The 22,618-nt window shown below is 40.0% G+C and carries 18 protein-coding genes and 7 tRNA genes; 19 read left to right on the top strand and 6 right to left on the bottom strand.

The features are described from left to right. Positions 1 to 371: 371 nt before the first annotated feature. Together glnS and nagE are read right to left on the bottom strand one after the other, a co-directional pair. A complete protein-coding gene (gene glnS, locus D7029_RS05345) occupies positions 372 to 2,039 on the bottom strand; it encodes a glutamine--tRNA ligase (protein ID WP_088493432.1) in 1,668 nt (555 codons plus the stop codon). Between the two features lie 197 nt (positions 2,040 to 2,236). Beyond that, on the bottom strand, positions 2,237 to 4,279 hold the full coding sequence (gene nagE / locus D7029_RS05340; RefSeq protein WP_194952046.1) for an N-acetylglucosamine-specific PTS transporter subunit IIBC: 2,043 nt from the start codon (positions 4,277 to 4,279) through the stop codon (positions 2,237 to 2,239). A gap of 354 nt (positions 4,280 to 4,633) precedes the next feature. Here nagE and nagB point away from each other — a divergent pair, with 354 nt between their 5' ends. The 13 genes from nagB (at position 4,634) to fghA (ending at position 11,650) form a co-directional block, all read left to right on the top strand. Further along, positions 4,634 to 5,440, top strand: a complete 807-nt coding sequence (gene nagB, locus D7029_RS05335) for a glucosamine-6-phosphate deaminase (protein WP_075671607.1) — start codon at positions 4,634 to 4,636, stop codon at positions 5,438 to 5,440. Between the two features lie 124 nt (positions 5,441 to 5,564). Then, on the top strand, positions 5,565 to 6,725 hold the full coding sequence (gene nagA, locus D7029_RS05330) for an N-acetylglucosamine-6-phosphate deacetylase (protein ID WP_194952045.1): 1,161 nt from the start codon (positions 5,565 to 5,567) through the stop codon (positions 6,723 to 6,725). Positions 6,726 to 6,738: 13 nt separating this feature from the next. Next, the gene (gene nagC / locus D7029_RS05325) at positions 6,739 to 7,971 is read left to right on the top strand and encodes a DNA-binding transcriptional regulator NagC (protein ID WP_088493435.1); all 1,233 of its coding nucleotides are present in this window, start codon (positions 6,739 to 6,741) and stop codon (positions 7,969 to 7,971) included. 410 nt (positions 7,972 to 8,381) lie between these two features. After that, positions 8,382 to 8,458 (top strand) — tRNA-Met (locus D7029_RS05320). 7 nt (positions 8,459 to 8,465) lie between these two features. Further along, positions 8,466 to 8,550 (top strand) — tRNA-Leu (locus D7029_RS05315). A gap of 27 nt (positions 8,551 to 8,577) precedes the next feature. Next, positions 8,578 to 8,652: transfer RNA gene (locus D7029_RS05310), tRNA-Gln, on the top strand. Positions 8,653 to 8,693: 41 nt separating this feature from the next. Next, positions 8,694 to 8,768, top strand: a tRNA-Gln gene (locus tag D7029_RS05305). Between the two features lie 32 nt (positions 8,769 to 8,800). After that, positions 8,801 to 8,877: transfer RNA gene (locus tag D7029_RS05300), tRNA-Met, on the top strand. A 5-nt stretch (positions 8,878 to 8,882) separates the two neighbouring features. Continuing rightward, positions 8,883 to 8,957: transfer RNA gene (locus tag D7029_RS05295), tRNA-Gln, on the top strand. Positions 8,958 to 9,007: 50 nt separating this feature from the next. Continuing rightward, positions 9,008 to 9,092, top strand: a tRNA-Leu gene (locus D7029_RS05290). Between the two features lie 265 nt (positions 9,093 to 9,357). Continuing rightward, positions 9,358 to 9,633 carry a metal-sensing transcriptional repressor gene (locus D7029_RS05285; RefSeq protein WP_036938507.1) on the top strand — a complete coding sequence of 92 codons (276 nt, stop codon included), beginning with the start codon at positions 9,358 to 9,360 and terminating at the stop codon, positions 9,631 to 9,633. Positions 9,634 to 9,653: 20 nt separating this feature from the next. Next, complete coding sequence (locus D7029_RS05280) at positions 9,654 to 10,766, top strand: S-(hydroxymethyl)glutathione dehydrogenase/class III alcohol dehydrogenase (protein ID WP_088493436.1); 1,113 nt, start codon at positions 9,654 to 9,656, stop codon at positions 10,764 to 10,766. Between the two features lie 53 nt (positions 10,767 to 10,819). Continuing rightward, positions 10,820 to 11,650 (top strand): S-formylglutathione hydrolase, encoded by an 831-nt coding sequence (fghA, locus tag D7029_RS05275; RefSeq protein WP_194952044.1) that lies wholly within the window; start codon positions 10,820 to 10,822, stop codon positions 11,648 to 11,650. A gap of 54 nt (positions 11,651 to 11,704) precedes the next feature. Here fghA and ubiF read toward each other — a convergent pair whose 3' ends face one another. After that, entirely contained in the window at positions 11,705 to 12,892 is a 1,188-nt protein-coding gene (ubiF, locus tag D7029_RS05270) for a 3-demethoxyubiquinol 3-hydroxylase (protein ID WP_194952043.1), read from the bottom strand. A gap of 205 nt (positions 12,893 to 13,097) precedes the next feature. Here ubiF and miaB point away from each other — a divergent pair, with 205 nt between their 5' ends. From miaB to D7029_RS05240, 6 genes are all read left to right on the top strand, one after another. Further along, a complete protein-coding gene (miaB, locus tag D7029_RS05265) occupies positions 13,098 to 14,528 on the top strand; it encodes a tRNA (N6-isopentenyl adenosine(37)-C2)-methylthiotransferase MiaB (protein ID WP_075671599.1) in 1,431 nt (476 codons plus the stop codon). A 28-nt stretch (positions 14,529 to 14,556) separates the two neighbouring features. Then, positions 14,557 to 15,618 (top strand): PhoH family protein, encoded by a 1,062-nt coding sequence (locus D7029_RS05260; RefSeq protein ID WP_194952042.1) that lies wholly within the window; start codon positions 14,557 to 14,559, stop codon positions 15,616 to 15,618. After that, positions 15,611 to 16,078, top strand: coding sequence for an rRNA maturation RNase YbeY (gene ybeY, locus D7029_RS05255; RefSeq protein WP_075671597.1), 468 nt, complete (start codon positions 15,611 to 15,613; stop codon positions 16,076 to 16,078). The genes D7029_RS05260 and ybeY overlap by 8 nt, the downstream gene beginning before the upstream one ends. 71 nt (positions 16,079 to 16,149) lie before the next feature. Beyond that, positions 16,150 to 17,031 (top strand): CNNM family magnesium/cobalt transport protein CorC, encoded by an 882-nt coding sequence (gene corC, locus D7029_RS05250; protein ID WP_023581153.1) that lies wholly within the window; start codon positions 16,150 to 16,152, stop codon positions 17,029 to 17,031. 7 nt (positions 17,032 to 17,038) lie between these two features. Then, on the top strand, positions 17,039 to 18,562 hold the full coding sequence (lnt, locus tag D7029_RS05245) for an apolipoprotein N-acyltransferase (protein ID WP_194952041.1): 1,524 nt from the start codon (positions 17,039 to 17,041) through the stop codon (positions 18,560 to 18,562). A 71-nt stretch (positions 18,563 to 18,633) separates the two neighbouring features. Next, on the top strand, positions 18,634 to 19,320 hold the full coding sequence (locus D7029_RS05240) for a hypothetical protein (RefSeq protein WP_194952040.1): 687 nt from the start codon (positions 18,634 to 18,636) through the stop codon (positions 19,318 to 19,320). Between the two features lie 8 nt (positions 19,321 to 19,328). Here the strand turns inward: D7029_RS05240 and D7029_RS05235 are convergent, their stop codons facing one another. From D7029_RS05235 to D7029_RS05225, 3 genes are read right to left on the bottom strand one after another with little or no spacing between them, the layout of a single operon-like run. Beyond that, positions 19,329 to 19,832 (bottom strand): protein disulfide oxidoreductase, encoded by a 504-nt coding sequence (locus tag D7029_RS05235; protein ID WP_194952039.1) that lies wholly within the window; start codon positions 19,830 to 19,832, stop codon positions 19,329 to 19,331. Then, positions 19,832 to 20,563 (bottom strand): DsbA family protein, encoded by a 732-nt coding sequence (locus D7029_RS05230; RefSeq protein WP_194952038.1) that lies wholly within the window; start codon positions 20,561 to 20,563, stop codon positions 19,832 to 19,834. Before D7029_RS05230 ends, D7029_RS05235 begins: the two co-directional genes overlap by 1 nt. Then, positions 20,563 to 22,602 (bottom strand): protein-disulfide reductase DsbD family protein, encoded by a 2,040-nt coding sequence (locus D7029_RS05225; RefSeq protein ID WP_194952037.1) that lies wholly within the window; start codon positions 22,600 to 22,602, stop codon positions 20,563 to 20,565. The genes D7029_RS05230 and D7029_RS05225 overlap by 1 nt, the downstream gene beginning before the upstream one ends. Positions 22,603 to 22,618 lie beyond the last annotated feature (16 nt).

Raw genomic sequence — 22,618 nt, 5'->3', positions numbered from 1 at the left:
TTTAAATGATATAAAATTTCGTTTTTATAGAAAGGAATAATAAGTAGTATTTATAAATAATCTTTTTTAATGATGTAAAATATGTGGTGTGAATCACACTTTTCTTATTACAGTGTTATTTAGCGTGATGATATGAAAAAACAAAAGAATAAAGTGATAGTGAATAAACTATTTCAAACGAAATAAATGAAAACTTATCACCTAAAAAAGATAAAACGAGAGGCTAATCAAATTAAGAATAGTAAATATTTAATATCAATAGATGAAAAATTAGGCAAAATAAGCTGTAAAACAGATAAAAAAATGCTCGATAAATAAATTACCGAGCATTTTATTCATTAAGGCACTAATGTGACTTAAAGCACGTCAAATTAGCCTTGTTGAGAAATCTTCGCCCAAGTGTCACGTAAGCCCACAGTACGGTTAAACACAAGTTTATCCGCCGTTGAAAGCTTATCAGCACAGAAGTAGCCTTCACGCTCAAATTGATACGCTTTCTCGATAACCGCATCTTTTAAGCTACGCTCTACAAAACCTTCACGAATAACTAATGATTCTGGGTTAATTGTTGATAAGAAATCATCTTCTGCCGCCGGGTTTGGTACGCTAAATAAACGGTCATAAAGACGGATTTCAGCTGGGATCGCATGTGGAATGCTTACCCAGTGAATAACGCCTTTTACTTTACGTCCATCAGCAGGATCTTTATTTAAAGTCTCTGCATCATAGGTACAGTAAATAGTCGTAATTTCGCCTTGTTCGTCTTTCTCAACACGTTCAGCTTTAATAACATAAGCATTACGTAAACGTACTTCTTTACCTAGCACTAGACGTTTATATTGACGGTTTGCTTCTTCTTTGAAGTCAGCGCGATCAATATAGATTTCACGGCTAAATGGCACTTCTCGCGTTCCCATTTCTGGTTTATTTGGGTGATTTGGTGCAACAAGAATTTCTTCACCTTCTGGCATATTTTCAATCACTAAACGAACAGGATCGATAACAGCCATTGCGCGTGGTGCATTTTCGTTTAAGTCATCACGAATACAAGATTCCAGAGCTGCCATTTCGACGTTGTTTTCTTGTTTCGTCACACCAATACGTAGACAGAATTCACGAATAGATTCTGCGGTATAACCACGACGACGTAAGCCTGAAATTGTTGGCATACGAGGATCATCCCAACCATTCACAATGTTTTCTGTCACAAGCTGATTCAGCTTACGTTTTGACATCACTGTGTATTCAAGGTTAAGACGTGAGAATTCATATTGACGAGGATGACAAGGGATAGTGATATTATCCAGCACCCAATCATATAAACGGCGGTTATCTTGGAATTCTAAAGTACATAAAGAATGTGTGATATTTTCCAGTGCATCAGAGATACAGTGGGTAAAATCATACATTGGATAAATGCACCATTTATTTCCAGTTTGGTGATGTTCAGCGAATTTAATACGATAAAGCACAGGATCACGCATAACAATAAATGGTGATGCCATATCAATTTTCGCACGTAAGCACGCTTTACCTTCTTCAAAGCCACCAGCACGCATTTTTTCAAACAGCGCTAAGTTCTCTTCTACGCTACGTGAGCGATAAGGGCTGTTTTTACCTGGCTCTTTTAATGTACCGCGGTATTCACGAATTTCTTCAGCGCTTAACTCATCAACGTAAGCTAAGCCTTTATTAATCAGCTCAATCGCATATTGATAAAGTTGATCAAAATAATCTGAGGAGTAATGAATGCTACCTTCCCATTGGAAACCTAACCACTGAACATCTTTTTGAATTGAGTTGATGTACTCAATATCTTCTTTTACTGGATTGGTATCATCAAAACGTAGATTACATTTTCCCTGATAATCTTTAGCAATACCAAAATTCAGGCAAATTGATTTCGCATGGCCGATATGAAGATAGCCATTAGGTTCAGGTGGGAAACGCGTTTGAACGCTATTATGTTTCCCAGTAGCCAGATCTTCGTCAATAATTTGACGAATAAAGTTCGTTGGGCGGGCATCTGCCTCATTCATGGTCATTTTTTCCTCAAAGCAAAACGCATAATTAACCCACTATAATCCAATAAGCAGGTTTCATAAATACCTTAGCTAAATACACCCCTGAGATATTTATCAAAATAGAGATAAAAAAACGGGAAGTTTGAAAGACTCCCCGTTTTATCGTCTTATTTAACCATCTCTTTATAGAGGATTAAATATCTAGATAGAATTTATTTTAACACGTTGTAGATAACCGTTTTATTTCCGACCACAACACCATCAACTTGTTCAGCAATCTTATCAAAATCATCGATATTGCTAACAATGACAGGGCTTATCATCGATTTGGCATTAGCGTTCAGATATTCAAGATCTAATTCTAAGATAGGTTGACCGACTTTAACGTCTGCACCTTCTTCAACTAAACGCTTGAAGCCTTTGCCACCTAATGCAACGGTATCAATTCCCATGTGTACGATGATTTCAACACCATTGTCAGTCTCGATACAAAATGCATGATTAGTATCAAAAATCTTAACAACAGTACCTGTTGCAGGTGCCATCACGATATTAGAGGTTGGTTTGATTGCTACACCATCCCCAACAACACCACTAGAGAACGCTTCATCAGGCACATCTTTCAATGCCACGACCTCACCATCAAAAGGCGCAATCATTTCAAGTAACACTTTTGCATTTGTGTTGGCTTGTTTTACAGGTGCTTTTTCAGTAGAGACTGTTGAGGCAGCTGACGCTTCATAAGCTGGCACAGGGCCTTGAGTCAATACATCACGCATAGCGTTAGCGACTAATTCAGCACGTGTACCTACAATCACTTGAACACTTTGTTTGTTTAAGCGAATAACACCTGATGCACCTAAGCGTTTTGCATAGGCATCATTAACAACAGTGGCATCTTTTACATTTAAGCGTAAACGGGTAATACAAGCATCAATACCCGTTAAATTATCAGAACCACCGATAGCTGCGATATATTGACGAGCTTCTTGTTGAATACCTTCTTTACTATTTGCTGGCGCTGTTTTGATATCTTCATCATAGCCATCAGCAGTTTCATCACCCATCACATCATCTTCACGACCCGGAGTTTTCAGGTTAAATTTTGTGATAGTGAAACGGAAAATACCGTAATAGATAAAGAAGAAAACAATACCTTGAACAATCAGCATGTACCAATGAACAGCCAGTGGGTTACGTGAAGATAAGAACATATCCACTAAGCCCGCACTAAAGCCGAATCCTGAAATCCACTCCATGCTTGCTGCGATATAAACAGAAATCGCCATTAAGAATGCGTGAATAACATAGAGCACAGGCGCCACAAACATAAAGGAGAATTCAAGTGGTTCAGTAATACCTGTGAAGAAAGCAGCAAATGCACCTGCAATCATGATACCCGCAACTTTTGCTTTGTTCTCTTTACGTGCGCAGTGATAGATAGCAAGCGCTGCACCCGGTAAACCAAACATCATTACTGGGAAGAAACCTGCTTGATAACGACCTGTTACACCCACAGTTGCTAAGCCAGAATCAATAGCTTGCTGACCTGCAAGGAAGTTAGGAATATCGTTAATACCGGCAACGTCAAACCAGAATACAGAGTTCAACGCATGGTGTAAGCCAACTGGAATTAATAAACGGTTAAAGAATGCGTAGATACCTGCACCTAATGCGCCCATATCTTTAATGCTTTCACCGAAGCTGACTAATCCGCCATAAATCACAGGCCAGATATACATCAGAATAAAGGCGACGATGATCATTAAAAATGAGGTTAGGATAGGAACTAAACGGCGACCACTAAAGAATGACAGTGCGCGAGGCAGTTCAACGCTACTAAAGCGGTTATAAAGCTCGGCAGAAAGTACACCAACCAAGATCCCAACAAACTGGTTATTTATTTTACCAAAAGCAACTGGAACCTCTTCTAAAGGTAGGCCTTTGATCATTGACACCGCAGCTGGAGAGCAAAGCGTTGTCACGACTAAGAACCCAACAAATCCTGTTAAAGCGGCAGCACCGTCTTTGTCTTTCGACATACCATAAGCAACACCAATGGCAAACAAGACTGACATATTGTCGATGATGGCAGCACCAGATTTGATAAGTAAGGCAGCAAGCGCGTTATCGCCACCCCAGCCTACTGGGTCAATCCAGTAGCCAATCCCCATCAGAATTGCTGCTGCAGGTAATGTAGCAACAGGCACCATCAGCGCCCGTCCTATCTTCTGCAGATAACTTAAAATATTCACAAACTCCCCCTTGGATAGCCCCTATGCGGGATCTTATTCATACTCATTCATATTTTATAATAAAATTGATGAGCTAATTATTTAATTCCATTTTTAGTCTAAAAAAATTATTTCGTATCGCAAATTAATTAGTCATAGTTTGTGATTAAAGTCACTAATATCGTATAATTTTTAGCTGAAATGCTGGCTAAGTCAGAAAGCTTATTTTATGATTAAAAATATCTTTTGGCGGGACATTTCGATCATCAGCTAAAAATGAAAAGAAATTCGTGTTATAGATGAGCCACTGATAATCACACGATGAAATAACACGTTACTGAGTTATCAGATTTGTCTTTTTTCTATGAGGTTACTATGAGGTTAATCCCCCTATCCACGGCAAAACAAGTTGGTAAGTGGTCTGCAAATTATATCGTTGAGAAAATCAACGCGTTTAATCCAACCGCAGAGCGCCCTTTCGTACTTGGTTTACCGACTGGTGGCACGCCATTGGCGACATATAAAGAATTAATTGAATTGCATCGTGCAGGAAAAGTCAGCTTCCAACACGTTGTGACGTTCAATATGGATGAATATGTTGGTATTCCATCAGATCATTCACAAAGTTATCGTACTTTTATGTATGAAAACTTCTTTAATCATATTGATATTAAAGATGAAAATATCAATTTATTAAATGGTAATGCTGAAGATCCACAAGCAGAATGCGAACGCTATGAAGCTAAAATCAAGTCTTATGGCAAAATCAATCTGTTTATGGGCGGTGTAGGTAACGACGGTCACATTGCATTTAATGAACCTGCGTCTTCACTCTCCTCACGCACTCGAATGAAAACGCTAACTGAAGATACACGCTTAGCAAATTCACGTTTCTTCGACAATAATGTTAATCATGTCCCTAAATATGCACTGACAGTCGGTGTAGGCACATTATTAGATGCTGAAGAATTAATGATTTTGGCGACCGGTTTTAATAAAGCGCAAGCAGTACATGCAGCAACAGAAGGCGCTGTTAACCATTTATGGACGATTTCCTGTGTTCAACTTCACCCTAAAGCAATTTTAGTGTGTGATGATCCTGCAACAATGGAATTACGTGTAAAAACATTGCGTTATTTCCAACAGATTGAAGCGCAAGAGTGTCAGAAATACCAAGACTAAGTTTAGTAAAATAAGTACCTACTGATTAAGTAGCGGAAAAGGCTAAGCTCTCTTACTTATCAGCCAGAATTTGCTGGCTGATATCGGCTTTTTAGATTGACTTCCCTTATCAGGAGACAAAGGTATGTTTGCCTTAACAAATGCTGTTATTTATACAGGTTACGACCGTTTAGAAAACCACGCCATTATTATTAACGGCTCCCGTATTGAGCAGGTTTGCCCACAGGATCAACTGCCAAAAGATATCACTGTTCGTGATATGAAAGGTGCAATTGTCTCTCCTGGTTTTATTGATTTACAGGTTAATGGTTGTGGCGGTGTGCAATTTAATGATACTCCTGAAAATGTCACCGTTGAAACGTTAGAAATTATGCAAAAAGCGAATGAACGCTTAGGTTGCACTAGCTATTTGCCAACGCTAATTACCTGTTCTGATGAATTGATGAAAATAGGCATTGAAGCAACTCGTGCTTATATGAAGAAACATGAAAATAAAGTATTGGGATTACATTTAGAAGGTCCATATATCAATGTGATTAAAAAAGGGACTCATGATCCACAATTTATTCGTCAACCAAGTGCTCAGATGATTAGCTATTTGTGCGATAATGCTGATGTCATCGCCAAAATCACCCTCGCGCCAGAAATGGTTGATGAAAAGTATGTTCGTCAATTAATCAAAGCAGGTATCATTGTTTCTGCGGGTCATTCTAATTCGACTTATGAAGAAGCACGTAAAGGATTCCGTAATGGTATCTCATTATCGACTCACCTTTACAACGCAATGCCTTATATTACAGGCAGAGGCCCAGGGCTTGTAGGTGCCATTTATGATACACCTGAAGTTTATGCTGGTATCATTGCTGATGGTTTACATGTTTCATGGGCAAATATTCGTAACAGTAAGCGTTTGAAAGGTGAAAAATTACTTTTAGTCACAGACGCAACTGCGCCAGCGGGGCTTGATCCTAGCAAAAATGAGATGGATAGCTTCGTTTTTGCCGGTAAAACCATATATTATCGTAATGGTCTTTGTGTCGATGCAGATGGCACATTAAGTGGATCATCACTAACCATGATTGGTGCAATTAAAAATAGCGTGATCCATGTAGGTATTCCATTAGATGAAACATTGCGGATGACAACTCTATATCCTGCTCGTGCAATTGGAATGGAAAAAGAATTGGGAACAATTGAAGCTGGAAAAATTGCTAACCTCGCTTCTTTTGATAAGGACTTCAACCTTTGTACAACGTTTGTCAATGGTATCGAAATAACTGAATAACTAATGGATGTATATGCTGATGAGTCATAACAACACTGAAACGCAAATTGGCAATATCGATCTTGTTAAACAACTTAACAGTGCGATTGTGTATCGACTGATTGATCAACACGGGCCAATTTCCCGTATCCAAATAGCCGAACAAAGCCAGCTAGCACCAGCCAGTGTGACTAAAATTACTCGTCAGTTGCTTGAACGAGGCTTAATTAAAGAAGTTGATCAACAAGCATCAACAGGTGGACGTCGCGCAATTTCTATTATTGTTGAACACCGCAATTTTAATACAGTCAGTGTGCGATTGGGGCGTAATGATGCCACTGTTGCTCTTTATGATCTAAGTGGAAAAGTCATCATTGAGCAACACTACCCTTTAGAACAAAGTACTCAAAATGAAGTTGAAGCGCTGCTTATCAATGCAATTGATGATTTTATTAAACAAAATCAGCGTCGTATTCGTGAGCTTATTTCAATTTCCGTGATCTTACCCGGTCTTGTTGATCCAAATAAAGGCATTGTTCGTTATATGCCTCATATGAAAGTGGATAATTGGGCTTTGGTAAATAGCTTAGAAAAACGCTTTAGTCTGCCTTGTTATGCAGGACATGATATTCGAAGCCTAGCTTTAGCTGAAAACTATTTTGGTGCTACAAGAGATTGTGAAGACTCATTACTCGTCCGTATCCATCGGGGTGCAGGTGCTGGTGTTATTATTAATAATAAAATTCTGCTCAACCAACGTGGTAACTTAGGAGAGATTGGTCATATTCAAATCGACCCTCTAGGTGAACGTTGCCATTGTGGTAACTTTGGTTGTTTAGAAACGATTGCATCCAATACAGCAATCGAGGCGAAAGTACGCTATCAATTAGAGCAAGGCTATCCAAGCCAGTATTTATCGCCAACACAGTGCCAAATCCAAGATATTTGTCGAGCCGCTGTTAAAAATGACCCGCTAGCAGTCGAAACCATCAAACAAGTGGGTTTACACTTAGGTAAAGCTATTGCAATTGCCATTAACCTATTTAACCCACAAAAAGTGGTTTTAGCGGGTGAATTGACTGAAGCAGCTGAAGTTTTACTTCCCTCAATTCAAAGTTGCATTAATACACAAGTATTAAAAGAATTCAGAGAAGAGCTTCCTGTCGTCACATCAGAGCTTGATCATCGTTCTGCCATAGGGGCTTTTGCCTTGACTAAACGCGCAATGCTTAACGGAGAATTGCTTCAACAGCTATTAGAAAAGTAATTTATTGTTGATAAATTATACTTTTTGCGTTGAATGTATACTTTTCTGAATTTCATTGTGAAATAAGTCTAAAATTCAATCAGTAATATTCAAAGAAAAAGAAATGTAGCGTGAGTTTCTCACCTCATTTCTTTTTTTATACTCATTATTCCCCATCCTTTCCCTCTTTGACTTAATATCATTTCTCTTACTGCTTTGTTTTTTCTTTTTATTCACACACTATTGCGCTTTATTCTTTGAGATATTTTTCATCAATAAGGTTGTTTTTTGGATCTTTTTTCGACAAAATGATTAACCATCGAGCAAACGGACACGTTTCTCGAAAATTAATGCAAAAAGCAGTTGACGGATTTGTCTGTAATACGCATAATGCGCCCCGCAACGCCGACGAAGGTTATGCAAAAAAAGATGGCTATGTAGCTCAGCTGGTTAGAGCACAACACTCATAATGTTGGGGTCACAGGTTCGAATCCCGTCATAGCCACCATCTTTTTGCGGGAGTGGCGAAATTGGTAGACGCACCAGATTTAGGTTCTGGCGCCGCAAGGTGTGCGAGTTCAAGTCTCGCCTCCCGCACCATTTTAACCTCGTCAAGAATTTATCAGTTGGGATATCGCCAAGCGGTAAGGCACCAGGTTTTGATCCTGGCATTCCCAGGTTCGAATCCTGGTATCCCAGCCATATTTCTGATAAATAAGTGTGTTGACAATTGAATTAGCGGATGGGGTATCGCCAAGCGGTAAGGCACCAGGTTTTGATCCTGGCATTCCCAGGTTCGAATCCTGGTACCCCAGCCATCTTTTAAAAGAAAGATAGCTAGATTCAATACGGCTATGTAGCTCAGCTGGTTAGAGCACAACACTCATAATGTTGGGGTCACAGGTTCGAATCCCGTCATAGCCACCATTTTTTGGGATATCGCCAAGCGGTAAGGCACCAGGTTTTGATCCTGGCATTCCCAGGTTCGAATCCTGGTATCCCAGCCATATTTTGAAAGAGAGACTCGCTGAGCGAGTCTTTTTTTCTCCAAGTTGTTGCGGGAGTGGCGAAATTGGTAGACGCACCAGATTTAGGTTCTGGCGCCGCAAGGTGTGCGAGTTCAAGTCTCGCCTCCCGCACCATTGATTACTAACGTGTTAATCACGAAATCAACAGATAAGACTCGCATTGCGGGTCTTTTTTGTTTTTGTCTCTTACGTTTTTCTTGTCTCGGTCTTTTCTCTCAACTTCATCACCCCTTTATCTTCTGACACCTCTGCTCTCAAAAGCTAACATTCCCCACACCATCATTTTTATTTATTCTCATCATTTCACACTTTCTTGATCTCTCTGTACATATATCTCCCTAGATACTATACTCCCCCATAGTATATTTAAGGATTATGTATGCCACACTCACCAGCAGAAAAAAAAGCCGCGTTAACTCGCGTAAGAAAAATTAAAGGGCAACTTCTTGCATTAGAAACTGCCCTTGAAAATGAAAATGAATGCGGTCAGGTATTACAACAAATTGCCGCCATCAGAGGTGCTATCAACGGTCTGATGGCAGGTGTGCTCGAAAGTCATTTACGTGAAGGTCTTATGGATGCTGTCGCTTCTCCTGAAGATCAAAAAAATTCCGTTGATGATGCCATTTCACTTATCCGCACTTACCTGCGTTAATAACAAAAAAAGGATACACCATGAAATCTCGTGCAGCGGTCGCATTTGGACCAGGAGAACCTTTAAAAATCGTTGAAGTTGATGTGATGCCACCAAAAGCAGGTGAAGTACTCATAAAAATCAGCCATACAGGTGTTTGCCATACAGACGCTTTTACACTCTCAGGTGATGATCCTGAAGGTGTATTCCCTGCTATTCTTGGTCATGAAGGCGCTGGTGTGGTTGTCGAGGTCGGTGAAGGTGTCACCAGTGTTAAACCGGGCGATCACGTTATTCCTCTATACACTGCCGAGTGTGGCGAATGTCTATTTTGCAAATCAGGCAAAACAAACTTATGTGTTGCAGTCAGAGCAACGCAAGGTAAGGGTTTAATGCCAGATGGGACAACACGTTTTTCTTACAACGGACAACCTATTTATCACTATATGGGATGCTCTACTTTTAGCGAATACACTGTAGTGGCTGAAGTTTCTCTGGCAAAAATCAATCCAGAAGCCAATCACGAAGAAGTTTGCTTATTAGGTTGTGGCGTAACAACCGGTATTGGTGCAGTTCACAATACGGCAAAAGTACAAGAAGGTGACTCTGTTGCTGTTTTTGGTTTAGGCGGTATTGGTCTTGCCGTTCTTCAAGGTGCAAGACAAGCCAAAGCAGGTCGTATTTTTGCTATCGATACAAATCCTGAAAAATTTGCATTAGCGCGCCAGTTTGGTGCAACTGACTGCTTAAACCCTAATGACTACGACAAGCCTATTCAGCAAGTCCTTGTTGAAATGACACAATGGGGTATTGACCATACTTTTGAATGTATTGGAAACGTCAATGTCATGAGAGCTGCATTAGAAAGTGCGCATCGTGGTTGGGGTCAATCCATTATTATTGGTGTAGCTGGTGCTGGGCAAGAGATCTCAACTCGTCCATTCCAATTAGTTACAGGGCGCTCATGGAAAGGTACTGCTTTTGGCGGTGTTAAAGGCCGTAGCCAATTACCCGGTATGGTTGAGGATGCAATGAAAGGTAATATCGAACTTAAGCCTTTCGTTACCCATAAACTACCGTTAGACAAAATTAATGAAGCTTTTGATTTAATGCACGAAGGTAAATCAATCCGAACTGTTATTCATTTCGATTAATCATTCTCAAGCCTATGTCTCATAGGTTTGTCTTTGTTTTTAAAGGAGTCAAAATGGAAAGGATTGAACGTCACGCCTGTTTTGGTGGTTGGCAAGAAGTTTATCAACATACATCAAAGACGTTAAATTGTGAGATGAAATTTGCTATCTATCTTCCTCCTATGGAAGAAGAGCAAAAATACCCTGTTTTATATTGGTTATCAGGCTTAACCTGCAACGAGCAAAATTTTATTACTAAATCAGGTGCTCAACAATTTGCAGCACAACACGGTATTGTTTTAGTGGTACCTGATACTAGCCCTCGCGGTGAAAATGTCGCTGATGATAGTGCTTATGATTTAGGACAAGGCGCTGGTTTTTACCTTAATGCGACACAATCGCCATGGAATGCTCATTACAATATGTACGACTATATTGTTGATGAACTTCCAGCGCTAATAGAAACGCATTTTCCTGTGACTCATCAACGTGCTATTAGTGGGCATTCAATGGGTGGACATGGTGCATTAACGATTGCATTGCGAAATTCGGCACGCTACAGCAGTGTGTCAGCGTTTTCTCCAATTGTGGCACCATCAGTTGTTCCTTGGGGTAAAAAAGCGTTTAGCGCTTATTTAGGCGATGATACGACACAGTGGCAACAATATGATGCGGTTGAATTAATTAACCAAGCAGAAAGTGTGTTACCTATGCGTATTGATGTCGGACTCGATGATCCTTTCTATCAAGAGCAACTGAAGCCTGAATTATTTGCTCAAGCTTGCGATACAAAACAGTTCCCTTATCAATTGAATTTACATCAAGGGTACGATCACAGTTACTATTTTGTGGCGAGTTTTATTGGTGAGCATATTGCTTTTCATGCCAAGCATTTAAAAGCGTAACAATTATGCGATGATCTTATTGTTGATATCCAACTCAGATCATCGCATTTCTAATTATTTAATACCTAACGCATAACGCAATGCCGCTTCTTTCGCTTTTCCTGCATGTTGTGCTGCTAAAAGGCCAATATTTCTAACGACTTTTAAACCCGGTAATTGGTGACTAAAGGCGTGATAAAATACGTCCATACCCGCTTGCATAACTAGATTATCAGGCATACGACGGCGCTGGTATTTTTTCAATAACGCCATTGAATCCCAAGGCTCGAAATGTTTTTTAGCCTCAGCCACTAAGTCTAAGAAACAGTCCACATCACGATAACCTAAGTTAACGCCCTGTCCTGCTAATGGATTAATGGTGTGAGCCGCATCTCCCAACAAAACAATCCCTTTATCAACATAACGACTTGCATGCTGACGAGTTAATGGGAATGAACCAGCTGCAATAGGTGTCGCTTTGCCTAATCGCTCTGGGAAAGCATGTTGAATTTCTTTTTCTAACTGCGCCATCGACATATTTTGCAGTTTTCTAATTCTGTCAGGCGAGTCATACCAAACCAAACAAGCCCAATTATCAAAAAGCGGTAAATAAGCACGAGGCCCTGAAGGGTAAAAACGTTGCCATGTACCTTTTTCAGGAGGTAATTCTGTTTTCACCGTGATCAGCATACAAGATTGGCGATATTGCCAGCCATTGCTGCCAATACCCGCAAATTGGCGCACTTGAGAATTTGCACCATCCGCACCTACCACTAAATTTGTAGTGACTTCACTGCCATCAGAAAGCGTTACTTTCCATTTATCATCTAAATAAGTCATTTTACTTAGACTATTTGGACATAATAAGGTGATATTGCTATAACGTTCAGCCTCTTGCCAAAGCGCTAATTGCAAAATTCGGTTTTCAACCATATACCCTAATTCAGGTAAACCTAGGCTTTTAGCATCAAAAATCACATGGGCATTTTCTTCTTCCCATGTTTCTAAGGTAAGATAAGGCGCAGAACGCATAGCTAAAACATGTTGCCATGCACCTAATTGTTTTAATAGACTAACGGATGCGCAACTAATCGCAGAAATACGGATATCAGGATGAGATGACGCATCAAAAGGTGCTGGAGACTGTCGTTCAATCATTGCAACACGCAATCCTTCTTGCGCCAGCCCAATTGCAACAGCAGCGCCAATCATCCCGCCACCAGCGATGATTGCATCAAAATCGTTTTTTACATTACTCATCATTGTTATGCCATAACTCATTACTTTAAATAATAGGTAAGCGCTGTTTCAGTTTATTTCTATTAAACTAAACGCCATAGAGAATTAGCGCCGACTTGCTCTAGTCACTGACCACACAAATGACTACAATAACCGCCTTATTGGCTTATTACACGCAACGTTTTCCAATGATTAGCTATTGTCTCACTGAAAATACCGGATTTACACAATGTCGACGATAAAAAAACTGTACATTAAAACTTGGGGCTGTCAGATGAATGAGTACGATTCATCCAAAATGGCAGACCTACTCGAAAGCACCCACGGTTATCAGTTAACCGATGTCGCCGAAGATGCGGACATTCTACTGCTAAATACCTGTTCTATCCGTGAGAAAGCACAAGAAAAAGTCTTTCATCAGTTAGGACGTTGGAAATATTTTAAAGATAATAAACCCGATATTATCATTGGCGTCGGCGGTTGTGTTGCTTCTCAAGAAGGTGAATACATCCGTCAACGTGCGCAGTGTGTCGATATTATCTTCGGACCACAAACTTTACACCGTTTGCCTGAAATGATTAATCAGGTTAAAGGGACTAAAAGCCCAGTTGTCGATATCAGCTTCCCTGAAATCGAAAAATTTGACCGTTTACCAGAGCCTCGCGCTGAAGGCCCTTCAGCTTTTGTTTCCATCATGGAAGGCTGTAACAAATACTGCTCTTTCTGCGTAGTTCCTTATACACGCGGTGAAGAAGTTAGCCGTCCTTGTGATGATGTGCTATTTGAAATTGCTCAATTAGCGGCACAAGGTGTGCGTGAAGTAAACTTGTTAGGTCAAAACGTTAACGCCTATCGTGGTGCCACTTTTGATGGTCAAATCTGTAGTTTTGCTGAATTAATTCGCTTAGTCGCTGCAATTGATGGTATTGACCGCGTTCGCTTTACGACCAGCCACCCTATCGAATTTACTGACGATATTGTTGCGGTTTATGAAGATACGCCTGAATTAGTCAGCTATTTACACTTGCCAGTGCAAAGTGGTTCTGACCGTATTCTAACATTAATGAAGCGTAACCATACTGCACTTGAATATAAGAGCATCATTCGCAAACTACGCAAAGCACGTCCTGGTATTCTGATAAGTTCAGACTTTATCATTGGTTTCCCGGGTGAAACTCAAGACGACTTTGAAAAAACCATGCAATTAATTGCGGATGTTAATTTCGATATGAGCTTTAGTTTCATCTATTCAGCACGTCCGGGCACACCAGCTGCCGATTTACCTGATGATGTCAGTGAAGATGAGAAGAAACAGCGTTTATATCTGCTACAACAGCGCATCAATCAGCAAGCGATGAACTTTAGCCGTGCAATGTTAAACACAGTACAGCGTATTCTAGTAGAAGGACCTTCACGTAAAAATGTGATGGAGCTTTCTGGCCGTACTGAGAATAACCGTGTGGTTAACTTTGAAGGTACACCGGATATGATTGGTAAATTCGTTGATGTTGAGATTGTTGACGTTTATGCCAACTCACTACGTGGTAAAGTCGTTAGAACGGAAGATCAAATGGATTTACGTATTCACGAATCTCCAGAATCCGTTATTGCACGTACACGTAAAGAAGATGAATTAGGGGTAGGTGTTTACCAACCTTAATTGATCAGATTTAACAAAAGGATAATCAGTGACAGTAATAGCACATGCACAGGTAGCGACCCAAGAAATCTTCTTAGAGCCAGCTGACAATGCCCGTTTAATGAGCCTATGTGGTCCATTTGACGATAATATTAAGCAACTTGAGCGCCGTTTAGGTATCGAGATTAATCATCGTGATAACCGTTTTAAACTTACGGGAAAATCATTGTGTGTCAATGCAGCCACGAGTATTTTACGTCGCCTGTATGTGGAAACCTCGCCAATTAAAGGCGTGATCCCCGATATCGATCCTGAACAAATTCACCTAGCAATCAAAGAAAGCCGTGTGCTTGAGCAAAGTGATGAGCATGTTCCTGAATTTGGGAAATCGACCAATATTCGAACTAAGCGAGGTGTGATAAAACCTCGTACACCAAATCAGGCACAATATATTGCCAATATCCAGACCCATGATATTACTTTTGGTATTGGGCCTGCGGGTACAGGGAAAACTTATCTGGCTGTTGCTGCCGCTGTTGATGCCCTTGAACGTCAAGAAGTGCGTCGTATTTTATTAACGCGTCCTGCGGTCGAAGCCGGTGAAAAACTGGGCTTTTTACCGGGCGATTTAAGTCAAAAAGTCGATCCCTATTTACGACCACTTTATGATGCGTTATTTGAGATGTTAGGTTTTGAAAAAGTTGAGAAACTAATAGAGCGTAATGTCATTGAAGTCGCGCCCCTCGCCTATATGCGTGGACGTACATTAAATGACGCCTTTATCATTCTTGATGAAAGCCAAAACACCACCATCGAACAGATGAAAATGTTCTTAACGCGTATTGGCTTTAACTCTAAAGCGGTTGTCACTGGGGATATTACCCAGATTGACCTGCCAAGAGGCAATAAATCAGGCTTACGTCATGCCATTGAAGTTTTATCTGATGTTAATGACTTAAGTTTTAACTTTTTCCACAGTGAAGACGTTGTTCGCCATCCTGTGGTTGCCAAAATTGTTATCGCCTATGAAGCTTGGGAAACGGAAGATCAAAAACGTCGCCAAGCTATCAAAGCAGAAAAAGAGAAGCTTCAGAGAGAAAATCATGAGTGAAGTTATCCTTGATTTACAAGTAGCAAGTGAAAATACGCAAGGGCTTCCTACTGAAGCCCAATTTATGACATGGTTGGAAGCGGTATTACCGCAATTTCAACCTGTAAGTGAAGTGACTATTCGCATTGTTGATGAAGCAGAAAGTCACGAATTGAATCTCACTTATCGTGGAAAAGACAGACCGACTAACGTGCTTTCTTTTCCCTTTGAGGCACCGCCTGAAATTGAATTGCCTCTATTAGGTGATTTGATTATTTGCCGTCAAGTAGTAGAAAAAGAGGCGGTTGAACAGAGTAAGACTGTTGAAGAGCATTGGGCACACATGGTTATTCATGGATGTCTGCATCTTTTGGGCTATGATCATATTGAAGATGATGAAGCCGAAGAAATGGAAGGTTTAGAGACAGAAATCTTACAAAATTTAGGTTATGCAGATCCCTATTTGATTGAAAAAGAGTAACAGTTCTCTTATTTTTATGATAAATACTATATCTAATTAACCATTCAATGAGGAAAAATAGTTAAAACGCCATGAGCGACGACCAATCTTCGAGTAACGATAACCCTGGTCCTAAGAAAGGGTTTCTCACACTGCTTAATCAGTGGTTCCACGGTGAACCTAAAAACCGTGATGATCTGATGGAGCTTATCCGCGATTCTGAACAGAAAGAATTAATTGATCCTGACACCCGCGACATGCTTGAAGGGGTAATGGATATTGCTGAACAACGCGTTCGGGACATTATGATCCCTCGCTCTCAAATCGTCACACTAAAACGCAATCAAACCCTTGATGAATGTTTAGATGTGATTATTGATTCAGCACATTCCCGTTTCCCAGTCATTAGCGAAGACAAAGATCATATTGAAGGCTTATTAATGGCGAAAGATCTACTGCCATTTATGCGTACTGACGCAGAGCCATTTAGTATGGATAAAGTCTTACGCTCTGCTGTCGTTGTGCCTGAAAGCAAACGGGTTGATCGCCTATTAAAAGAGTTCCGCTCTCAACGCTATCATATGGCGATTGTGATCGATGAATTCGGAGGCGTATCTGGGCTCGTCACAATTGAGGATATTCTTGAGCTTATCGTAGGCGAAATTGAAGATGAGTATGATGATGAGGATGACATTGATATTCGTCCGTTAAGTCGTCACGCTTACTCAGTTCGAGCTTTAACCCAGATAGAAGATTTCAATGAAGCGTTCGGTACACATTTCAGCGATGAAGAAGTTGATACAATTGGCGGTTTAGTTATGCAAGCCTTTGGTCACCTTCCTGCTCGTGGTGAAACTATTACCATTGATAATTACCAATTTAAAGTTGTTATGGCTGATAGCCGTAAGATCATTCAGGTTTATGTGCATATCCCCGATGATGCGCCAATTCCTGAACTAGGTAATGATGCATAGGATATCAATGAATAAGATCTCTTTCTTAAACCGCCAGTGGGTTCGCGCCCTTCTGGCGGTTTTTTTCGGTGCCATTGGCACATTAGCATTTTCCCCATTTGATTTTTGGCCTGCGGCGTTAATTTCACTACTCGGCTTATTACTGATAATCACTCACCGGACAACTCGCCAAGGTGCATTCCTTGGTTTTGCTTGGGGATTTGGGTTATTTGGTAGCGGTGTAAATTGGGTTTACGTCAGTATCGCTGATTTTGGTGGTATGCCGTTTGCAGTAAATATCTTTTTAGTGATTTTATTAGCACTCTATTTATCACTCTACACACTGTTATTCGCAGGATCACTGAATAAGTTTTTCCCAAAACCAACACTCTGGCGATTTGTATTTGCAGCCCCTGCACTATGGCAAATCACCGAATTTTTAAGAGGTTGGGTATTATCAGGCTTTCCATGGTTACAGTTTGGTTATAGCCAGATTGATGGCCCATTAAAAGGTATTGCACCTATTTTTGGTGTCACCATGATAACGCTGCTTTTAACCGTTATTAGTGGATTAATTGCATTTACAATCTATCGTAAATCAATTTACAGCCTTGTGGTTGCACTGCTTTTATTAATATTACCTATTAGCTTTAAATCCTATCAGTGGTATCAACCTTTGCCTGATGAAACGCAAGAAATTGCATTAATCCAAGGTAATATCGCACAATCTTTAAAATGGGAACCGGGTACATTAGAGAGCACATTAAAAACCTATCTCACCTTAAGTCGCCCTTTTATTGGTAATGCAAATCTCATTATTTGGCCTGAATCTGCGATCCCTGATGTTGAAATTCAACAACAAAGCTTTTTAGCAGAATTAGATAAGCAATTAAGAGAGCAAGATACCCATTTAATGACAGGGATTATTGATGCTCGACCGACATTAGAAGGCTATCGTTTCTACAATAGTGTCATCACATTAGGTGAACACTATGCTTATCAATACCCAGCAACCGATCGCTATAATAAACATCATCTTGTTCCTTTTGGCGAATATGTACCATTAGAATCACTCTTACGCCCACTTGCGCCTTTCTTTAATTTGCCGATGTCATCATTAAGCCAAGGTGAATATGTACAACCTCAGCTTACTGTTAATGATGCCAAAATAACCGCAGCGATTTGCTACGAAATTATTTTAGGTGAGCAAGTTCGCGCTAATTTCAAACCTGATACACGGTTCTTATTAACGATTTCTAATGATGCGTGGTTTGGTAATTCAATTGGCCCTTGGCAACACTTCCAAATGGCAAGAATGCGTTCTCTAGAGTTAGGAAGACCATTATTACGCTCGACAAATAACGGTATCACCGCATTTATTGCTGCCAATGGTGATGTAATCTCTCAACTTCCTCAATTTGAAGAAGGCGCTTTAGCGGAAAAAATCACACCAACAACTGGGTTAACCCCTTATTACAAATGGGGTAATACACCATTGTGGATATTGGTTGGATTATTTTTTACCATCGCATTTATTAAACGCCGTAATTAAGATGAATAAAGCCCAACCCTATTAAGTTAATATTAATTAGGTTGGGCTTTTTCTAATAAGAGAGCTTTTTTATGGAAAATTATCCTGAACATATTCTTGATGCCATTTGGCAAAGAGCTAAAGAAATATCAACAGATAATGAAACAAAGGGCTTTCGTACGGATAAAGAAAATAAATGGATCCAACGCCAGATGTTCAATCAACAAGAACATGAATTTGGCTGGGTATTATCAAAACAACCAGAGTCAATTAGCCAACTTATTGAAGATAAAACCATTGTACCTGTGCATTGGAAAACAGCGGTTACCGATCAACAAAAACAAGAGGCCGAGTCTAAACGCGTTAATGTCACTCCACTTGAACCACCAGCTCTATCCCAATTAATTCAGTCATCTGTAAATATTCAATCTTATTGGCAATATGCACATAAAATTTCCAGTGATAACGAAGAAAAAGGTTTTCGTAAAGATCATTACGGTTATGTTATTCAGCAAAATGCGTTTGGGGATAAACAACATCAATATGGCTGGACATTAGCTCAATTAACCTCCGCTAATAAAAATAACCAAACCGTTATTCCTATTAATATTGTGCCAATACATATTAATACTGCAAAACGCATTGCCGATGAAAAGGCATTAATTGCCAAAAATACCGAAGAAGCAAAAATTGAACGCAGACGTAAAAATATTATTTATGAAATAATTTATTTTATTGTCAGCATACCCGGTACCCTTTTTTCTTTACTAAAATTCTGATGGCTGATTTAGATAGAAGCCCACCATAAACGTAGTTTTAATCCCCACGAAGATGACCAACCACTGGTAAAGCCGACCATTTCACCTTTATAAACAATAATAAATGAAGGTGTTGCACTAATTTCCCACTGTTGAGAAATATCCCCTCGACTATCATTTATTACAGGAAAAACTAGTCCTTTAGATTGAATACCGCGCTCTAACTTCGCGTTATCACCAGAACGGATCGCAACAGATGTCACGTTATAACCATCTTGCGCTAACGAATTTACTGCGGGTGTTGTTAGTTTACAAACTCCACACCAAGTTGCCCAAAAATAGATTAACAAGGGCTTTTCAGCACTCAATTCAGCCAATGAAACAACTTTATTATCAACAGTATAAAGTTCAGGTAAATTCGTTAAGGAGGGTGGCGTAGGTTGTCGCCACCAATCCATTGCAAAAGAAGCTATAACGAAAATGACAACCAGAACAATCAGTTCTTTACTCCACTTTCGTAAGCGACTGCGCATTATTTTTTCACTTTAGCCAGTTGCTCTTTTACGATCACTTCTAACTGAGCGTAATCAACAGCACCAGGGATAACCATATCGCCAACAACCGTTGCAGGCGTACCTTGGATACCTAATTTACGAGAAAGATCTAAGTTATTTTGTAACGCTTTTAAGCTTTCATCCGTTAATTTCACTTTGCTTGTATTGGTTGTTTTCATTGCATCATCAATACTTGCATTATCTAGCATTGTTTTCTTCTGCATTAAACGTTGGTGTAATGCTAAGAATGCTTTTGGATCTTCTTTCCAAACTGAAAGTACAGCTTGCGAAGCTCTTGCAGAACTTTCACCTTTAAATGGCAGTGGTTTAATCACCACGGCAACTTCAGGATAATCTTTTGTGATTTGTTCTAATAATGGATCGAAACGTTTGCAGTAAGGGCAGTTATAATCAGTAAAAGAAACCAACACTAACTTAGCGTCTTTTGCACCAATTCGAGGACTTGCTGCATCGTTATATAATGCGTCGTGCTCTGCATTTAATGCAGTACGGAATTGAGCTTGTTGCTCATCTGCTTTTTGTGCTTGTAATGCAGTGATAGCTTCTTCCAGAATTTCTGGATTTTTGATCAACGTATCACGAACCAGCGCGCGAACTTCTTTTTCCTGATCAGCACTTAATGCCGCAGCTTGCACATTTGCACCAAAAAGTAACGAAGAGATAACCAGTGCAGAAAGTGTTTTTTTCATTATTGGGCTCCTTTAGCCTCTGAAAGAACTGTCAATGTTGAATCTTTATTTAAAATAGGAGGTAAAACCACGCCATCTTTATGGCAAGGTCCATAAACTTGATTAAAAGGTACTGCAACTTGACCACGTTGTTTTAAAAACTGAGTGATTTTATCAGAGGGTTTAGTCCAATCCCCTCTTAATGCGACAACATCTGGCGCTGAAAGTGCAGCCTGGATCTCTTCTCGCAATAATACATTGTATTTGTTTGCTTTGCAGGTTACACACCAATCTGCTGTTACATCAACAAATACGCGTTTATTGTCTGCTAATGCTTGGTGTATCGCTTCTTCTGATAAAGGTTGCCAATTTATCGAATCTTGACCTGCGAGTGTTTGGCTTGCTGGTTGTTCCACAAATAAGTAAGTACCCGTACCTAAAAAGAGAGCAATAACGGCTGAAATAAATACCGTTTTTTTGCCATAATGCCGCGCTATCGCTAACAATAAAAGCAAAGTAATGGCAATAAAAATAGCCATAACGATTGGCAATCCTAGATGCGGAATAAGTAATGTAATTAGCCAAATACTGGACAATAACATCATAAAACCTAAAACCACTCTTAGGCGATTCATCCATTTGCCTGGTTTTGGTAGCGCTTTAGCGATAGATGGGAATATAGCCACTAAGATCCAAGGCAAACTCATTCCAATCCCTAGAGCGGTAAAAATAAGCCAGAGTTCATTTAGAGGCGCAATAAGTGCATAAGCGACTGCTGTTCCTAAAAATGGTGCTGAACAAGGTGTTGCGAGTAAAGTTGCAAATGCACCTTCCCAAAAGTGACGGCTGTATCCTTGCCCACCTGCTGTTGCCATTTTGGTATTCATGTTACTGCTTAAACGCAGTTCAAATAATCCAAAGAGATTTGCAGTAAAAATAGCGGTAACTAATACCATAAAACCAATAAACCAAGGACTTTGGAATTGAATTCCCCAGCCTAAGGCTTCTTGACTATAACGCAGACCTGTCATAAACAGAGCTAGCGCCCAAAATGAAACTAAGATGCCTAGAACAGAAACAGAAAATTGCTTGCGAATAACCCCTTTATCGCGATTTTCAAGATGTAGAATTGATCCCATTTTCATCGCAAGTACAGGTAATACACAAGGCATCAAATTCAGAATTAAGCCACCTAATAGCGCAAAAGCAAGAATACTCCAAAGCCCAACACCTGAATTGGAAGTAGGAGCAATCTCCGCTCCGCCATGCCCTATCGTGTCATTAACTTGGCGAGAAAAATCTTGGTCAGTAATAACAAAAGAAAGTACCTTACCAGAGATATCGCCAGCAGCATCTCCCCAATCATCAGTCACATCAACGGTGACAAATAAGTTTTTATCTTGATGGTTTAATTTTGGAATGCCATAAAGCATACCTTCAGGGGGATCGAGGTAAATATTAGGTTTAACCCAAGTACCTTGCTCTTTTTGTAAAGAGATAGTGAGTTGGCTATTGTTATAACCAGAAGAAACTGATGATACTAATCCTGTTCCAACAGGAATTTTTGCCATTGCCTGATTATATTGCCATTCAAAATCAGCAGGCACCGGTTCAGTAAGATCCAAATCTAAAGTGTAGTCGGTCAAAATACAGACATTACTACATGTCGATAAAGTTAAAACTCCCGTTAAACGATCAGCCTGAACAGAGGATAGTTCAATAGGAAAAACAACTTGTTTGTCATATCCTTGAGTGTGAATACCCGCCACATCAAAAGCTGAAGGTGATGGCCAATGCCAAGTTATTGCACTTACATCTTGCGACCAATTAATTTCAGGGGCAACACCGCCTTCTCCAGGAGAACGCCAATACGTTTTCCATCCAGACTCAAGCTGTACCTCAAGTAAAACTTTCACGTCACCTGCTGGGGACTTTTGTGCTGTCGCCCTAACTTGTGCATGAGAATTATCAGGCATGGTTAGCCAGCCTGTATCTGCTGCTTGAGAGGTAGATAAAGTAAATAGCGTTAATATCAACGCCATAACAAAAGAACGAAACATAACAACTCCCTAAAAA

It is taken from the genome of Proteus vulgaris (assembly GCF_016647575.1).
Taxonomy (GTDB): Bacteria; Pseudomonadota; Gammaproteobacteria; order Enterobacterales; family Enterobacteriaceae; genus Proteus; species Proteus mirabilis_B.
This window is presented reverse-complemented; position numbering and strand designations above follow the sequence as displayed.

Bases quoted from the DNA above. Each gene is read 5' to 3' on its own strand.
- glnS (WP_088493432.1), bottom strand. From the start codon at position 2,039: ATGAATGAGGCAGATGCCCGCCCAACGAACTTTATTCGTCAAATTATT.
- nagB (WP_075671607.1), top strand. From the start codon at position 4,634: ATGAGGTTAATCCCCCTATCCACGGCAAAACAAGTTGGTAAGTGGTCT.
- nagA (WP_194952045.1), top strand. From the start codon at position 5,565: ATGTTTGCCTTAACAAATGCTGTTATTTATACAGGTTACGACCGTTTA.
- nagC (WP_088493435.1), top strand. From the start codon at position 6,739: ATGCTGATGAGTCATAACAACACTGAAACGCAAATTGGCAATATCGAT.
- D7029_RS05285 (WP_036938507.1), top strand. From the start codon at position 9,358: ATGCCACACTCACCAGCAGAAAAAAAAGCCGCGTTAACTCGCGTAAGA.
- D7029_RS05280 (WP_088493436.1), top strand. From the start codon at position 9,654: ATGAAATCTCGTGCAGCGGTCGCATTTGGACCAGGAGAACCTTTAAAA.
- fghA (WP_194952044.1), top strand. From the start codon at position 10,820: ATGGAAAGGATTGAACGTCACGCCTGTTTTGGTGGTTGGCAAGAAGTT.
- ubiF (WP_194952043.1), bottom strand. From the start codon at position 12,892: ATGATGAGTAATGTAAAAAACGATTTTGATGCAATCATCGCTGGTGGC.
- miaB (WP_075671599.1), top strand. From the start codon at position 13,098: ATGTCGACGATAAAAAAACTGTACATTAAAACTTGGGGCTGTCAGATG.
- ybeY (WP_075671597.1), top strand. From the start codon at position 15,611: ATGAGTGAAGTTATCCTTGATTTACAAGTAGCAAGTGAAAATACGCAA.
- corC (WP_023581153.1), top strand. From the start codon at position 16,150: ATGAGCGACGACCAATCTTCGAGTAACGATAACCCTGGTCCTAAGAAA.
- lnt (WP_194952041.1), top strand. From the start codon at position 17,039: ATGAATAAGATCTCTTTCTTAAACCGCCAGTGGGTTCGCGCCCTTCTG.
- D7029_RS05240 (WP_194952040.1), top strand. From the start codon at position 18,634: ATGGAAAATTATCCTGAACATATTCTTGATGCCATTTGGCAAAGAGCT.
- D7029_RS05235 (WP_194952039.1), bottom strand. From the start codon at position 19,832: ATGCGCAGTCGCTTACGAAAGTGGAGTAAAGAACTGATTGTTCTGGTT.
- D7029_RS05230 (WP_194952038.1), bottom strand. From the start codon at position 20,563: ATGAAAAAAACACTTTCTGCACTGGTTATCTCTTCGTTACTTTTTGGT.
- D7029_RS05225 (WP_194952037.1), bottom strand. From the start codon at position 22,602: ATGTTTCGTTCTTTTGTTATGGCGTTGATATTAACGCTATTTACTTTA.